The following is a 17,437-nucleotide window of genomic DNA, read 5'->3' on the forward strand; positions in this document are numbered from 1 at the left end:
TTGGGTGTAAAAAAGGTACTTTATTGTATTTAGCGTTCAAGTACACTAAAGTACCTGTGTAAAAATCTCATTTGTTAGTTCTCTTGTCTCGATGTCATCCCTCTTGCTTTTTTAAAAAAATAAACGAGAAAAGTGAAATTGTTGTAGATAGCTTAAAAGTTATAACTCCTGGACAGCTTGATCAACTCCTTCCGGATCGTGCGAGGTCAATAAGAAATATCAACTATACTATTCATCTTATTTTCTCATAAATAAACTCCAATAAAAATAAACGTTCCTATATAATCGTTATACAATATTCCTCAATTTGTTGTATAATTTCAGTAATGGGGAAATAAAGGAGGCCGTGTTTATGGACGATAAATTATACTTAAACGGAATTAATCCGTACATCCATTGTTGTATCAATGTCAATTCAATTAATTGCCCTCCCGCAGGAGAACCCTTCCCCCCACGAACGACTCGATGGTTTGAATTGGAGTTAATAACTTGGGGTAATGGATATATAGTAACGGAGGGCAAAAGACTTCCTGTACGTAAGGGGAATTTATTTTTCCGGCCTCCCGGTGTAAAGGTGCAAGGCTTCGCACCTTATTATTGTTACTTGGTTGTTTTTGACATTTCATATGATCCAAACAAAGAACACATTTACCAAGGTCCATTATCTTTAAACAACGACGCCGAACCCAGAGACGAAGATAAGTTATGGAAAGAAATCTTCCCGATGTTTAAAGACGTAGAGAATCCGGTGTGGGAGATGCTGTTTAGACAGATCTTCGAGGAGAATGTTCAATCAGGTAAGAACAATCAATTCACTTTGAAAACATTGCTATTGCAGCTCTTGCACAAACTTTATGAAACGAGAATTGATGAGGCCGTGTTAGCCGCTCGGCACCATTCTCTTAGAAGACATCTCAACGGAATTCTTAAAGCAAAAGCTTATATTGATAACCGTCCGGCTTCATGCTTCAATTTAGAAGAGTTGTCCGCACTAGCTGGCTTAAGTGAAAATTTCTTTTGCACGGCTTTCAAAAAAATTGTCGGAGAATCTCCTATCGTATACGCGAATCGGGTGAAAATCTACGTAGCGAAATCAATGCTGATCCAAACTAATGACAGCATCAAGGACATTTCCAGTATTCTTAGGTTTAATAATGTAACTTATTTTCATCGACTTTTCAAAAGCATGGAGGGCTTAACTCCCCAGCAATATCGGGAACAAACTAAGATGCATTGACATATTAAAAATTGCAGTAGCCTTACGAAAAGCGTAAAGCCCCCTACGTTAGTAAAGGGGGCTCTCTCCGTTTTATTCTTTTTCGTTTAATAATTATACATGTTGTACATGAATTGCGCCGCTTCCGCCCGAGTCGTTGTTCCTTTCGGGTAAAGCTTGTTGTCGTAGCCGTTGATCAACCCTGACTTGACAAGAGTAGCGATACTGTTTGTAGCGTAATTCGAGATTTCCGAAGTATCTGTAAATGAGCCAAGTTCGGCTGCCGAAGCGTCGATTGTCAGCTGCCCGCTTATTCTAAGCGCCTTTTCCGTCAGCACCATCATATCCTCTCTTGTCATGGAAGCCTCAGGTTGGAATTGGTTTTTTCCGCTTCCGCCCGCAATGCCTAGGCCTCTGGCAATCCTTACGGCTTCGTCATAATATACGCCCTCGTTAACATCTGCAAATCGATCGCCCAAAGGCCCTTGCAAATGAAGCGTTCGCAATAACAGCAATAGGAAATCTGCTCGGGTTACTTGCTGCAACGGACTAAATTCGCTGTCTGTCGTACCATTAATAATTCCTTTGGATGCCAAAACTTCAATAGCATGCTTGGCCCAGTCCACGGAAGAGATATCATCGAATGATTTTTGAACGAACGCAATCGCATACGTGCTGAAGTGTGTCGTCGAGAAAGTGACTAGACCTGTGGCAGTATTATACTTTCCATTCTGCACGGCATGAATGTTGCCTTGTCCATCCAAATACCAGACGACGATATGCTCGTGATGTTCCTGTTCCTCCATGGTAGGAGAATAAGGTACGCTCACGATGACGGGGGCTTTCGGGTTATTGAAGGCAATGGTATGGCCGCCGGATTGTACGGTGAGCTCAATGACCGGATGAGATCCGACTTGATTCTGTACGCTTGCGTCTAGCTTGCTGATGTCTGCTCGAGAAATAAGCAACTCTGTCTGGCTATCCGTCAAATCACCTTCTCGGAACATATTGCTTGGAATAACAATAGAGGCGATCGGTGTTTTAATTTCAATTTGATATTGTTTCTTATCGCTTGACATTAAATAAGAAGGTATCTGCTGCACATAGGTCTTTGCATCGGTTGTTTGTGGAAATTCAACGCTGATCGTTCCTTTTCCGCTTGGATCAGACTCGACTTTCTTTATAGCTTGTTCCCATGCAGCTGCATCTACGGTGGACGTTGCCATGTTTGATGCAGGGTCGACCTTCACTACAGGTGTGAGGATGATCCGCTCTTTTTTGCCATTACCGCCATATACCGATACCTTCTCGCCAACTGACTTATGTGTAGCTTTTAACTGCGAATTTACCAGGTTCACGCTGTTCAGCACAATATCGGCTGCTTCTTCATTCACTGCGCGAAATGTGAGTGTAGCTAATAGCACATCTCCGTTTTGACCTGGTGTATCTCCAATTTGCGTATGTGCGATTTGAATGTTATTCCCGTCCACTATAGATTGTATAGCAAAGCCGCCGCTTTGACTGTCACCACTCACAAACTCCATCTTGCTAGAATCGAAAGTTAGATTAACCTCATACGCGTACAGGTCACTTAACTGTTTTCCATTCACCTTTACTTGAAATTTGTTACCTGCCTTCGGCCTATCATTAGAGATGGTCAATAGAAACTGCGGGCCTGCGTCTGCATGAATGACATTTTGGGGTAATGTAGTCACAATCAACAGCAATGCCAGCATATAGGCGAGCAGTTTTTTTATCATCAGGGATGTCATCCTTTCTCATTTCCTTGCTGACAAGCATACTTCAAAAAAGGGAGAACCTGAGTTCTCCCCTCGTAATCATTGATCGTTTTAATGCAAAATAGCTTTAGCTACGATTGCCAAGTCGATAACATCTACCTTACCGTCTTTATTGACATCCGCTTTGGCATTCCATCCGGACTGACCAGGTTGTTTGCCATAGCTGGAAGAAACCATAGCCAAGTCCCCAATAGAAATAATGCCATTTCTACTGACATCTGCTACTATTTTTTTGTTTTCAAATGCCTGAACTGCATCTTCGAGCGCAACTTTGGCAGTATCCACCTGAACCTGAGTTGCATTCGGATCATTCGCTGTTGCACTCGCTGCATGGATGGCCGACTGAAGAATTGCCTTTGAACCCGGCAAATACTGACCATCCATATTTCCTTCTCCTGCAGCATTATGCTTAGTTTGTGTACTTGTAATTAAGGCATTCAGCGATGTCTTATCCACCGCTACTACTGGTAAAATAATTTGTGTGCTGGAAGAGGCTCCGTTAATTTGCAATTCGTGTCCCTGACCGTTGGCGATTGCAAAACTACTTACACCAAAGGCTGCATTCGTCACTTGCGTTACAGCTTTGGCTGTAAAGCTAAATTTCAGTACATTTCCTTGGAGAGCAACACCTTCAGCGATTTCGCTTGCCAGAACAATCTGTACATGTCCGGGCACTGTCTCTTTTTGGGCGATAACACTCAACCCGTAAACAAGTGAGGTCACCGAACCCAACTGCATATTCACCGCATCATAATGAAGCGTCAACTCTTGCGCATTGATAAGCTGGAATTCAGTTTGAGTCAGGTTGCTCAGTCCCATCGTCAAATCCATTGCTTCTCCAGCGATTACCTGCTGTGGATTCGTAAGGGTAGCCTGCGGGGATGCAGGTACTGGCAATACCGTCACGCCGATGCTTGTTGTCAGTGCTACGTTGTTCGGATTTGCAACTCCGTTAGGCAAAGTTACTGTTCCGTTCACGTTGAACGTCTGACCTGCTTGTAAGGATGGATCATAGGAGGAAGCATACACATCCCAAGTCACACTGGCAGTCAGGCTTCCCGCCGTATCGGTTACTAGTAGGGCGGTTGCTGGCAAGCCAAGAGCTGCTGCCGTCTTCACAGTTCCGTTTGCAACTCCAGTAAGTGAGGCTGGTGCTGTTATTCCGACAAGTGTAGGCAGCTGCGGACCTGTTACCGTGACGATTTGCAATACATCTCCTGCATACTGATTCACATGACCAACCGCAACTATGGTCCCTGCCTGCGCATACAGGGAAGGATCTAACGTTTCAAAGGTTACTGCAGCAGGTGTTGCACCGGCAAACTCGTAGTTGAGCGTTACATTTTGTGCGAGAACTGGCGCATTTCCTACCGATGTGGATACATCCGGCAAAGCGCTAACTGATGTCACACCCTCAACCGTAACTGTTGCACTGATCTGCAATCCAATGCCCGACAGCGTTCCGTACACGGTGTAGGTTCCCGGATTGTTGATAATGCTTCTGTCCACTATATGCCAGTTGATAGTAATCTGATCGGTGCCACCGTCATTAAAATGCACGGTTGTGGTGGCAGGAAGAGTTGGTTTTACTCCAACCGTAGTAGATATAGGAGCGATTGGATCTGCTGTTGCAGATGTATACGGCTTCAAGATACTTACCGAGTAATTCGTTGTTGTGCCTGACTGTGTTCTCTGCGTAATTTTCAAGGTATTCGTACCGTGAACCAAAGGTAATGCCACAGGAGCCGTTGTGTCCGGAAAACGGTTTGTAATGTCTGTGCCGTTGAGTGAAATGCTGTAGGTTGTTCCCGTTGTCGCGGCAGTGGGCAGTACAAGTGTCACCGGTTGCTCCATATCGGTAATCGCGGCTGTGTATGTTGTGTAATCGGGATTAAACGCACCGTTCAATGTTAAATTGCCTAGTTTGAGATTGGCATCATACACCATATTAGGTGGGTTCGGCACAATTTTAACATTGTCAAAGTATGCGCTGCTATCAAAGGAGTAAAATCCAAAGGTACCGCTAGTAAAGGTACTGGACTGACCCGTAACTGAATATTGTCCGTCAAGCGTTGCAGTTATACTTCCATTGTCGAGTGCAATGCTCATGTTGTGCCAAACTTTTGTAGTGGTATCAACATAGGACGTCGGAAGCTTTAAATAGGATATAATCAAATTTGATGCGCCACCCGCTTGGCGTAGTAGAAGATAAGGGCTGCCATCATTCGGAAGACTATAATTATTTCCAGTTCCGGATTTATTCCTTACAATCGCTACCTGGTATGTCTGCGGGGTATACTGTAGACTAGTGTTTGGTGGCTGTTGCATATAAATATTAAACCCTAAAATATCGTTGTTATTCGTTCCAGCCCAGCTATTGAGAATGTAATTAACGTTGAAAGTATAGTTACTCCATGTGGGCAACGGTTGCGGTGAATAATGAACGACACCCTGATTGAAATACATAGCATAATTACTGGTATTCGTGGTAAAGGAATTGCCGGTGTCCGCTTTTTGCGGATTTGCCACAACACTAAGACTAGGTGTAGAAGCATTGACTGCAAAGAAATCTGTAAATCCGTTTGCATTAAGCGTTATTGGACCTGTGCCCGTAGTCAGACTTTGTGTTACCGGCATTGTACCGCTTTCGAAATCCCAATTTATAAGTGGATTCGGTGAAGACGGTGTATATGCCGGAATTGTACCACCTGACGACACAATTGGCTGCACTACTGGCGCGTCTTGCCCTCCGTAAATATACAACTCATCATAAAAATTGTCGCCAGTACCATCTGGAGAGCCGAGTGATACATAGTTAAAAGAGTTTGGTGTATTGGCCCATATAGCGCTGTTCAGTGTATGAACAATGGTTCCATCCACGGAAAGCACGATGGTCCCTGGGGTAGAATAATCAAAAGAAAGGGTATGCCAGCCATTGGTACGCAATACGTTGATTGGTGTTCCGACGCCGCCAATATTCATCACGTATTTCTGAGCGCCGTTTGTGGCGCCAGGGTCGATACCCAGCCCGACAACATTTGTGCCATCGTCTGCACGGGCGAAGGATTTGCCTGCATAGGTGATCGCATAGCCAACGCTATAAGTGGTATGGTCGGTTGAAAAATTATCGAATATCTTAACGCTTACCTTTTTATTAAGATTGTTTGCGAAATTGCGGTACAACACAGGTTTGCTGGCGCCAGAAGCGTTAATTTCCAGTGATGATTTGCCGCCAAAACCGCCTTCCGACATATACAAACGATTGATTGTCGGCAAAGCGCCGCTGTAACTCCATTTGCTTAAATCAATTCCGTCTTCAAAGTTGTCACCAAAATAAAGGTTTGACGGTGTGTCTACTTTGGTTTTCGTAATAGCCGACGAGTATGCAGACGGGAAGCTGCTTGGTAGAACACCGATATTGGCATAATCCATTTTCGAATCATCAAAATTTGACAAACCGTCATTTGCATTCCTAAAGTAAAAGTTACTATTGGTGACTTTCACCTGTCCGTCTTGTAAATGGTCATTTTCGATATTGTAATGCTGCGGATTGACTGACTTGACGTTGGACACATTCAAATTGACCCAACCCATATCAAAGTTAATGTTATTTGGAGAGATATTGGTCATACCCTGGTTTGCCATTTGCGGATTATAGGCGACATTATCAACCACTATTTGATTGTAATAGTTAGGTTGGGAATAATTATCGGCCGGATAATACAAGAACGCTGTCATTATTGCGCCATCGTCCGTGCCGTCCTGCTGAACATTGTGAGCGTAAAGATTGGAAAATGTGTTGTGGTGAGTATATTGATCGCGAGAGAGTACATATGCATTCGGTGAATAGTTGCGTCCACCGCTTGGACCCGTATTATTCCATCCTTGAACGTTGCCGCCAATCAGCATAAATGCTCTGCGCGGAGAGTTATATGCCTCGATATATCTAACGGTATTATAGGTTGCGTTACTTATTGTAACGCTAGATGATTGTAAGACCAATTGACCCACGTCACGTATAACATCGTTTTCAATTAAATTATGGTTCGTGAAACTGACAGCATCGGAATTGCCGTCCACACCCGGGAAACCACCTTCAATTTGCACGCCGCCATAACCGCAATATTCAATAAGGCTATTTTTCACCACGCTGTTTGTAACACCTGTTTTTAGTATTACACCATACATACCTGCGTTTTTAATATGAGCATTTATAATCGTAATAGAATCGGCGTTCTCCATTGCAATATTGCCGACTTGGTACTGTGGGCGATCGCTTTGACCGCTGTAAATCGGGTTGGATGAATTAACTGCATAGCTAGGGAACGCAAATCCGCGTGTACTAACTCCATATTGCAACCATCCCCAACTCGGACTGTAATAATCTGGGAAACTGGTGTCTTCAAACCCCAGTCCATCGAATGTAATGTTTTTTACAGGAGTAATTACTGTGCTGTCCCATATGCCGGTACGGTTGCCTTTAATATTTACAATACTTTCTGTCGTGGGTACGACGATATCTTGTGCATTTAAATCGGTTTGTGCGGATGTTGGATAATAGTACAAATCGCCGGACTTTGCATTGTAATAAAATTCGCCCGGGGTGTCCAGGTAAGCAAGGTTACCTTGCAGGAAATACCGGGAGTTTGAACCAATGTAATAATACGATGCGAAGGCTCCATCAGCCGCGCTAAATGTGCCAGTGTCATTAGGGTTATAGGTTAATGTGCGAGTCGTTGTATTGATACTTTGCACCGGCAACGTATTAGTCTCCCATGAGCGTCCGTTACCAATGTCGTTACCAACATACTGCACACTCAAATCTCCGCGCGTCTGCGCATTGATCAATGCTTGCGTGTTTATCGTGTTGGCATCGGATGCTTTGTATTGCATCGCGGAGTATGAACCGCCCGCCGAAAAGAGAGGATTCTCCAACAATGTCGAGGGATAACCAGGGTATTTATTTGAATTAAGCGTTCGCGCTTGAGTCGCTCTTGTGTCGTTGACATAAAGCGTGTTAACGTCAAACTTGCCGTTTGCATTGTTTGGCAACGGACCTGACGTTGCAGGCAATCCCCCCGGGAACAAGGCACCCAGTTGTGCATTCAGGTTAGTCTTGTAAATTTGTCCGACCAAACTTTGCTGCATATCCGAATCAGGATTATTCGGGCTGGCTGATGCCTGTACTTGTGTCCAAACGGAGGATGCTTTCATGCCTCCAACAAATTTGGCACTGCCTGGCGCTCCCAATGTTTTATAGATGACATGGTGTCCATTTGTACCGGAATCTGCCGTAGTAAAGTTGACCGTATTCGGTGTGTAATAGGTACCCGGTTCAAAGAAAACATAGACGTCACCGGTCATATCTCCGTTAATTGTTTCAACAGCTTTGCGTGCCCCATCTAGCGTGGCAAGTGGCTTTTCGTATGTACCAGGGTTAGCGTCGCTACCAGTGGACGAAACAAAAAGTTCTGCTTGAATGTTGGACTCACCTATTGTGTCTGCATATGCACTATTTGTTACACTTGCGAACATCGACAATATAATGGAAGCGGATACAAAAGTGCAGATAGTCTTTTTGAGCATGAACTTTAACATAGACTTTCCTCCTGCGAGGGTGTCATCCCTCTTACTTTTTTTAAAAAAAATAAACGAGAAAAATAAAATTGTTACAGTTAGCTTAAACATTATAACTGCTGGACAGCTTGATCAACTCCTTCTGAATCGTGTGTAGTCAATGAGAAACATTAACTATACTATTAATCTTATTTTCTCATAAAAAAACTCCAATAAAAATAAACATTACTACAAAATCGTTATACAATATTCCTCAATTTGTTGTATGATTTCAGTAATGGGGAAATAAAGGAGGCCGAGTTTATGGACGATAAATTTTTGTTTTTGCACCAAAAGAAAACCGCCCTTTGAAAAGGCGGTTAATTTAACTATCGTTCTGCGTTTGTTCAACCAGGATGGCCTAAGCCTCTGCCGATTACATTTGCCGAAACAGGTTCAAGCCCAATTTCTCTGATCCAAATGGATAATTGCCCTACATGATGAATTTCGTGTGCTATTACATGACGTAAAATCTCACCCTTGGTAAAAAATCTTCCTTCAATCCACGGAACGGCTACAACATCGTTTTCAAATTCGTCTGACCATGTATTTAAGAACGACTGATTTTCCTTATTTCAAGCTTCCGAAAGGTCTTTTATGTTTTCGATTGTCTGATAGTTCTCGAATGGTACTGAAAAATCTGGCTTACCCTGAACACCGCAGAGCCAACTATACTCTACATCTAAAATGTGAAAGAGTGTGTACAGAATGCTACCCGCCCCGCCGTTTCGATTACGCATTAATTCTCCGATTGGGATTTTCTTGCACAGTTCTAACCATTCATTTCTTACCATCCAATTATAACGAAACATGATTATCAAATCGTCCAACCCTACCTTTATTTGTTTATCGCGATTTCGTTTGTTGTTTGACTCTCTCCAAGCCCATATTTGTTCGGAATATTCAATTATCAACAATATGAATTAACATAGCCTTTCGCTTAATAGTTAAAGATGTTGTACATGAATTGCGCCGCTTCCGCCCGAGTCGTTGTTCCTTTCGGGTAAAGTTTGTTGTCGTAGCCGCTGATTAACCCTGACTGGACAAGAGTAGCGATACTATTTATAGCGTAATTCGAGATTTCCGAAGTATCCGTAAATGAGCCAAGTTCGGATTCCGAAGCGTCGATTGTGAGATTCCCGCTTATTCTAAGCGCTTTTTCCGTCAGAACCATCATATCTTCTCTTGTAATGGAGGCTTCAGGTTGGAATAGGTTATCTCCGCTTCCATTTGCAATGCCTAAGCCTCTGGCAATCCTTACTGCTTCGTCATAATATACGTCCTCGTTAACATCTGCAAATCGATCGCCCAAAGGCCCTTGTAAATGAAGCGTTCGCAATAACAGCACTAGAAAATCGGCTCGGGTTACTTGCTCCAACGGACTAAATTGATGATCTGTCGTACCATTAATTATTCCTTTGGATGCCAAAACTTCAATAGAATGCTTGGCCCAGTCCACGGAAGAGATATCATCGAATGATTTTTGAACGAACGATATCGCATACGTGCTGAAGTGTGTCGTCGAGAACGTCACTAGACCTGTGGCAGCATGATACTTTCCATTCTGTACGGAATGAATGTTGCCTTCTCCGTCAATATACCAGACGACGATATGCTCTGGATGTTTCTGTTCCTCCATAGTAGGAGAATAAGGTATGCTCACGATGACAGGGGCTTTCGGGTTATTGAAGGCAATGGTTTGGCCGCCGGATTGAACGGTGAGCTCAATGACCGGATGAGATCCGACTTTATTCTGTACGCTTGTGTCTAACTTGCTGGTATCTGCCCGAGAAATTAGAAGCTCTGTCTGGCTATCCGTCAAATCACCTTCTCGGAACATATTGCTTGGAATAACAATTGTGGCGATAGGTGTTTTAATTTCAATTTGATATTGTTTCTTTTCGCTTGACATTAAATTAGATGGTATTTGCTGCATAAAAGTTTTTGCATCGGCTGTTTGCGGAAATTCAAGGCTGATCGTTCCTTTTCCACTTGGATCCAACTTGGCTTGCTTTTGAGCTTGTTCCCATGCAGCTGCATCAACGGTTGACGTTGCCATGTTTGATGCAAAGTCGATCTTCACTACAGGTGTGAGGATGATCCGATCTGATTTTGTTTTGCCATTACCGCCATTTGCCGACACCTTCTCACCCACTGACATAAGTGTAGAATCTAACTGCGAATTCACGAGTTTCACGCTGTTCAGTACAATATCGGCTGCCTCTTCATTCATTGCACGAAAGGTTAATGTGGCTAATAGCGCATTTCCGTTTTGACCTGCTGTATTTCCAATTTGCGTATGTGCTACTTGAATTTTGTTCCCGATCACAATAGGTTTTATTGCAAAGCCGCCGCTTTGACTGTCTCCACTCACAAACTCAATATTACTAGAATCGTAAGTTAGATTAACCTCATACGCGAACAGGTCATTTAACTGTTTTCCAGTCACCTTTACTTGAAAGCTGGCACCTGCCGTAGGGCTTGCGTTAGATAGGGACAATAGAAACTGCGGACCAGCTTCTGCTTCTGCATAAAGGACATTTTGGGGAAATGTAGTCACAATCAAAAGGAATGCCAGCACATAGGCGAGCAGTGTTTTCTTCATCGGATAAGTCACCCTTTCTTCATACCATTGCCAAACAAGCATAATAAGATAAGGGAGGAGAACTTGAGTCCCCCCCTTATGGATTGGTTTACTGCAATTTAGCTTTGGCTACGATGACTAAGTCGATAAGATCAACCTTACCGTCTTTATTGACATCCGCTCTGGCATCCCAGCCGTTTTGACCAGGTTGCTTGCCATAGCTTGCCGAAACCATAGCCAAGTCCCCAATAGTAATATTTCCACTTCTATTGACATCTGCTATTATTTTTTTGTTTTCAAATGCATGAACTGCCCCTTCAAGCGCAGTTTTGGCATGATCCACCTGAACCTGGGTAGCATTCGAGTCATTCGCTGTCACACTCGCTGCACTAATGGCCGACTGAAGGATTGCCTTGGATCCTGACAAATACTTACCATCCATATTTCCTTCAACTGCAGCATCATACTTCGCCTGCGCGCTTGCGATTAAGGCATTTAACGATGTCTTATCCACCGATACTGCAGGTAGAATAATCTGCGTGTTGGAAGCGGCTCCGTTAATGTGCAATTCGCTTCCTTGACCGTTGGCAATGGTAAAACTGCTTACACCAAAGGCTGCATTCGTCACTTGCGTTACAGCTTTGGCTGTAAAGCTAAATTTCAGTAAATTTCCTTGGAGAGCAACGCCATCAGCGATTTCGCTTGCCATAACAATCTGAACATGTCCGGGCACTGTCTCTTTTTGGTCGATGACTTGCAACCCGTAAACAAGTGAGGTTACCGAACCCAACTGCATATTCACCGCATCATAATGAAGCGTCAACTCTTGCGCATTGATAAGCTGGAATTCAGTTTGAGTCAGGTTGCTCAGTCCCATCGTCACATCCATTGCTTCTCCAGCGATTACCTGCTGAGGATTCGTTAGAGTAGCCTGAGGGAATGCAGGCACTGGTAATACTGTCACGCTGATGCTTGTTGTCAGTGGCACGTTGTTCGGATTCGCAACTCCGTTAGGCAAAGTTACTGTTCCGTTTACGGTGAACGTCTGCCCTGCTGGTAAGGACGGATCATAGGATGATGCATACACATCCCAAGTCACACTGGCATTAAGGCTTCCCGCCATATCAGTTACTAGTTCTACCGTTGCTGGCAAGCCAAGAGCTGATGCCGTCATCGCAGTTCCGTATACAACCCCAGTGACGGATGCTGGTGCTGTTATTCCGACTAGTGTAGGCAGCAGCGGAGCTGTTACCGTGACTATTTGCAATACATTGCCCGCGTATTGATCTGCGGTTGCCACCGCTACGAAGGTGCCGGCCTTTGCATACAATGTTGGATCCAATTCCGCGAAACTTAACGATAAGTCTTTTGATTCGTTCGTAAATTGGGCACTAACCGTCTGTGCTAATACGGGGGCAGTACCTGCCATAGTAGTTACATCCGGAAGCGTGCCAATCGTCTTGAGTCCATCGACCGTTACAGTTGTACTGACGGACGCATCAAGCCCGACCAGTTGTCCATTTACTGTAAACGGATTTTTATTATTTTTGTACGATGACGGATTCAAGTTGTCCCATTTAATAGTAGCAGCTTGGCTGCTGCCGTCTCCAAACGTAACGCTCGTTGTGGATGGCAAAACAGGAGCAGTTCCAAGCATCGTTGTGACAGGCGCTATCGCTCCGATCGACGAAATCGTATAGGCTTTATCGATGTAAATGGTATAGTTTTTACTGCCTGTTGATGTGATTTCCGATAAAACTAACGTGTTTCTACCATATTTTAGATTCGGAAGTGCCGTTGCAGTAGTATAGTCAGGGAAATTAGCTGTAATATCGACCCCATTGAGCGATACAGCCGTGTTCGCGCCAGCAACTACTGGTTGAGGTTTAATTAAAGTCACTGGTTGTGAATTATTATTGATAGTCGCTCCATACGTATAATACGTTGGATTGAAGACACCAGATAAAGTAACATTTCCGAGATTGAAATTTGATCCGAAGTTCACGTTTTTTGGGTTCGTAACGATTTTCATATCGTCAAGCAAAACAGTGCTGTTAATTCCTCCAAAGCCAACACCGCCCTTAGTGAAACTACCATCATTTACTGAGAAAATCGTCGTTCCATCAATAACAAACCCAACTTTTCCGTCGAAGGTTTGTATTTGGAGATTATGCCATTGCGTTAAGTCGAATCCGTTTGGCAAACCAACCCTTCCTAGTATTGTGTCAGCCGGACTGTGTTTAATGACTTCAAAATATGGCGTACCAGCCGTAAACCCGGTAGTGCCGTTTTTATTTCTTCTGAGAACAATCATATAACTTGGCGGGTTCGATGCAGATCCTCCAAGTGCTGTATTCGTCATTATCCAGATGCCAAAATTATCGTATGCGAAATTAAGGACATTATTGGAACCCCAAGCAATAAATTTCATTCTCAAGTTGACTAAATAATTAGTCCATGGAGCACTAGTTTGAAAGAAACTATTTCCGTCCCAGATCACGTTCTTCAGAACTTTATTATTGGGATCATCCGGGTCGGTAACTACGCTCAACACGGGAGCATGTCCGCCTGTAATATTAAAACCTGCAGGTATAACACCGTCTTCGAAATTGGTGTCAAGCTGCACTTTATTATCGTTGGACGAATCATATACCGGAACAGCTGGCATGGACACGACGCCTGGAGCTGGAGCATCGTTTCCTCCATAGATATACAATTGGTCGTAATAACTTACACCTCTGCCATCATTAGAACCTAGATCAACATGGTTGAAATTGGTTAAGTTATTTATGGTCTTAACGAGTATGCCGTCGATGTATAGTTTTACATCAGTACCGCTTGTGTAATCCCATTTAAGCTCATGCCAGCCATAGGTACGCGGAACAGAAGTTGCCGTTACATTGGTACCATCCGAGAAAACATAATATCCGGAACTGGAAGTCGTGTCTAAGCCAAGCCCCACTGTAGTCGTAGTGTTGTCTACTCTTGCCAGCGATTTAATAGTTGTTGCTATTGGTGCTCCTACATCATAAGTAGGAAGGACGTTGTTTTGTCTGTCAAACAATTTCACAGTGACGATTTTATTAAGGTTCGTATCAAAATTTCTGTACAATACAGGCTTTGAACCTGTTGCCGCCGCGTCACTATCTATTTTTAGTGATCTTTTACCGACCTTCACATCTTCCGACATGAATTCTGTTGAAGTGGTTGGTGTATTGCCACTATATGACCACTTGGACAAATTCAATCCGTTTTCAAAGTCATCCTTAAAATAGATGTTGGAAGGCTCTTGGAATTTAGAGCTTGACGGCAGGTATGCGCTCGGGTAGCCGGTGATTACGCCTATATTCGCATAATCCATCAATGAATCGTCAAACGTGTTTATTTGAGAGTATGAGCCAAAGTTAATGTTTGTGTTGGTCAAAACATACCTTGAATCGCCACCGCCTATTTCAGCATTGTAGTGCTGTGGATTGACGGATTTAAAATTGCTTATTTCGAATCCTGATGTTCCCATGTCAAGGTTCATGTTATTTGGCGCTATATCCGCCATGCTCGGGTTTGCTCCAGTGTTGCCGATGAGCATCTGATTAATATAATTCGGCCTGAAGGTTGGACCTCGGTACAAGAAGCAAGCAAAGAATGATCCGTCATCCCCGCCGTCTTGCTGGTTGTCGTGCAAATAGATGTATTCAAAGGTGTTATGATGTGCATACAAATCAGTCATAGGATCGTAATCTCGGTCCCCATCTATCGTACTTGGATTTCCATCCGGAGCCGGATAGTTGGGATTACGGCTGTATCCGCCGGAAAGGAAGATTCCTCTTCTCGACGAATTGTAAACTTCCAGATGGGATAATGTATTATAGCCTGAATTCATGATTGTAATGCCGCTCGCTGAACCGACCAGCTCGCCTATATTACGAACAATCGTATTTGTTATTGTGTTATAGCTGTTATAGCCGTTCCCTTGCGAGTCCCCGCCGAGGCCCGGATAACCACCCTCCAGTTGAATACCGTTGTTGCCGATGCCTTCTATCAGGGAGTTATTGATATTCGTATACTGGTTGGCAAGATATACATTGATCCCCATCATGCCTGCATTCAATACGTGTGCATTTGTTATTGTAATATGGTTTGTGTTCGTAAGTTGTAAGGCACCTGTCTGAAACTCAACTCTTTCGGTCTGTTCGCTGTAAGATGGCTGTTTGACTCCGACAACTTGAGCTTCCGGCGGGTAAATACCCATACCGTAAACGTCTCCATAATTCCATGCAAAGCTGTAGTAGTCAGGGAAATTAGTGTCCTTAATCTGCAAACCGTCAAAGGTTATGTTCGATGCAGGGCTTGTGCGTGATGAGCCCTTTACTTCAATTATTTTTTCGAGTTTGGGAATGACGATATCCTGACTGCTTATGTCGCCTGATCCTGCAATCGGATAGTAATACAGGTATCCGGTTTTTTTATTGAAGTAATATTCACCTTGCTGATCCAAAAAGCTTAAATTCCCCTGTAAAACATACCTGGCGGCGGCGCCTATGGCAAAATGCGGACGGTATGCCTCGGGATGCCCGGGTGTTGTTTTAAAATTAATTGTACCTGTGGAAGTATTGATGCTTGCAAGCGGAATTGTATCTGTCATCCAATCCCTGTAATCCCAATCCCAAATATACACCTGTGCATCCAGTTCGCCGCGTGCCTGTGCATTTACCAGACCGGCTTCAGATACAGCATCCAGATTATTACCAATGCCGTATTCGGACGACGCTGTAACTGTAGCATTGGGTGAAATATTGACGTTTGACATATTCCATGCCTTAAATTCTGAAAGGCCATTATTACCGCTGCTGCCTGCCACTTGAAATTTCACCCAGGTTATGGTCTTATCTGGAAATGTAACATCTTTAGCCGAGCCATCATTTGGAATTCCTGTTACATCTATTGAACTTCCATCGCTGAAAGTCAATGTACCTCCCTTTGTCCAGTCAGTAGTATTCGATCGGTCATGAAGCGTGACCTTGTTGACAGTCTGGCTGCTGCTCCATCCAAGCTGTATCCATGGATTATTTTCACTGTCGGACGACCACTCGGTATTGGTTGAATTATCCACAGCTTTTGTCTTTATATACGTGCTGCTGGTACTTTTATAAATAAGTGATGATATACTTCCGCCCATCGCCTTCATATATTCCGAAGAGGATGCAGGAAACCCGGGATACTGGTTTAAATTCTTTGTTCTCGCCATTACCGCTCTTTTATCGTTTACATATAACGTATTAAAGTTAACCCCAGTCCCCACATAGGTCTTGTAAACACTGCCTTCTACAGAAGCAGGCATATCTGCGTCTGCTCCAGTACGGGTTACCAAATTCCATGGTGAGCTTACTTTATTCCCACCAATAAATTTCGCGCTTCCCAACTCATCCAAATTCCTATAAATAACGTTAAACCCATTGGTGCCCGAATCGCTTTCATTGAATGAAATCGTATTATTAACGTAATAATCCCCAGCAGCAACAAAAACGTAAATGTCACCCGTCATATTGCTGTTGATCAAGCGAACGGCATCCCGAGCCGCCTCCAGGGTGGCGAAAGGATGATCGTAAGAACCGTCATTGGTATCGCTTCCTGATCTTGATACAAAAAGCTCGGCTTGTATTCTATCCCCATTTGTATTGATAGCGGTTTCAGAAGCATAAACACTATTACTAGTTCCAACTAATGATGTAAAAATCATACAAAAAGCCAAAATAATACTTAGCTGTTTTTTATACAACGCACTTTCCTCCTCTGAAATATCCTCTTAAGAACAGATGTTTATTTGTTATTCAAGCTGACTTATAGCGGTGTTGTGTATCTTGATGGCGGAAGGGTGTTTAATTTTTCTAGGATGGGTGTGCAATAACTGCCGGGAAAGCTATCATGTCCACCTCCTCTCTCTTGACCACATCTTACTTTAACCAGTGCAATAATCCTATTGTAAAAAGAGCATTTCATTGCATTTTTCATTGCAAAAATAGGCACTTTAGTGTACTTATCGTTCAAGTACACTAAAGTGCCTGTTTAAAATCTCATTTTTCAGTTATGAAATCGGATTATTGAATTGTGTTTAATAGTTGTTTATGTAATACATTAATTCCGCCGCTTCCGACAAGGATAGCGATACTTTGTAGCGTAATTCGATATTTCCGGAGGCCAAATATCAATTGTACAATTTAACTT

General features: G+C 43.4%; 5 protein-coding genes and 1 pseudogene. 1 reads left to right on the forward strand and 5 read right to left on the reverse strand.

From position 1 onward, the window contains the following. Positions 1 to 352: 352 nt before the first annotated feature. On the forward strand, positions 353 to 1,237 hold the full coding sequence (locus tag AC58PQ_RS03385) for an AraC family transcriptional regulator (RefSeq protein WP_497240543.1): 885 nt from the start codon (positions 353 to 355) through the stop codon (positions 1,235 to 1,237). 86 nt (positions 1,238 to 1,323) lie between these two features. Here AC58PQ_RS03385 and AC58PQ_RS03390 read toward each other — a convergent pair whose 3' ends face one another. The 5 genes and pseudogenes from AC58PQ_RS03390 to AC58PQ_RS03410 all read right to left on the reverse strand — a co-directional run bounded on the left by AC58PQ_RS03390 (position 1,324) and on the right by AC58PQ_RS03410 (position 16,991). Continuing rightward, entirely contained in the window at positions 1,324 to 2,976 is a 1,653-nt protein-coding gene (locus tag AC58PQ_RS03390) for an S-layer homology domain-containing protein (RefSeq protein WP_497240544.1), read from the reverse strand. Between the two features lie 90 nt (positions 2,977 to 3,066). Continuing rightward, positions 3,067 to 8,613: an Ig-like domain-containing protein gene (locus tag AC58PQ_RS03395; RefSeq protein WP_497240545.1), complete on the reverse strand. Its 5,547-nt coding sequence runs from the start codon at positions 8,611 to 8,613 to the stop codon at positions 3,067 to 3,069. Positions 8,614 to 8,978: 365 nt separating this feature from the next. Further along, a pseudogene (locus tag AC58PQ_RS03400) lies at positions 8,979 to 9,452 on the reverse strand (DinB family protein). Between the two features lie 119 nt (positions 9,453 to 9,571). Next, positions 9,572 to 11,236: an S-layer homology domain-containing protein gene (locus AC58PQ_RS03405; protein ID WP_497240546.1), complete on the reverse strand. Its 1,665-nt coding sequence runs from the start codon at positions 11,234 to 11,236 to the stop codon at positions 9,572 to 9,574. Between the two features lie 88 nt (positions 11,237 to 11,324). Continuing rightward, positions 11,325 to 16,991 (reverse strand): DUF7402 domain-containing protein, encoded by a 5,667-nt coding sequence (locus AC58PQ_RS03410; RefSeq protein ID WP_497240547.1) that lies wholly within the window; start codon positions 16,989 to 16,991, stop codon positions 11,325 to 11,327. Between the last annotated feature and the right edge of the window lie 446 nt (positions 16,992 to 17,437).

This window comes from Paenibacillus sp. J22P143, assembly GCF_059692035.1.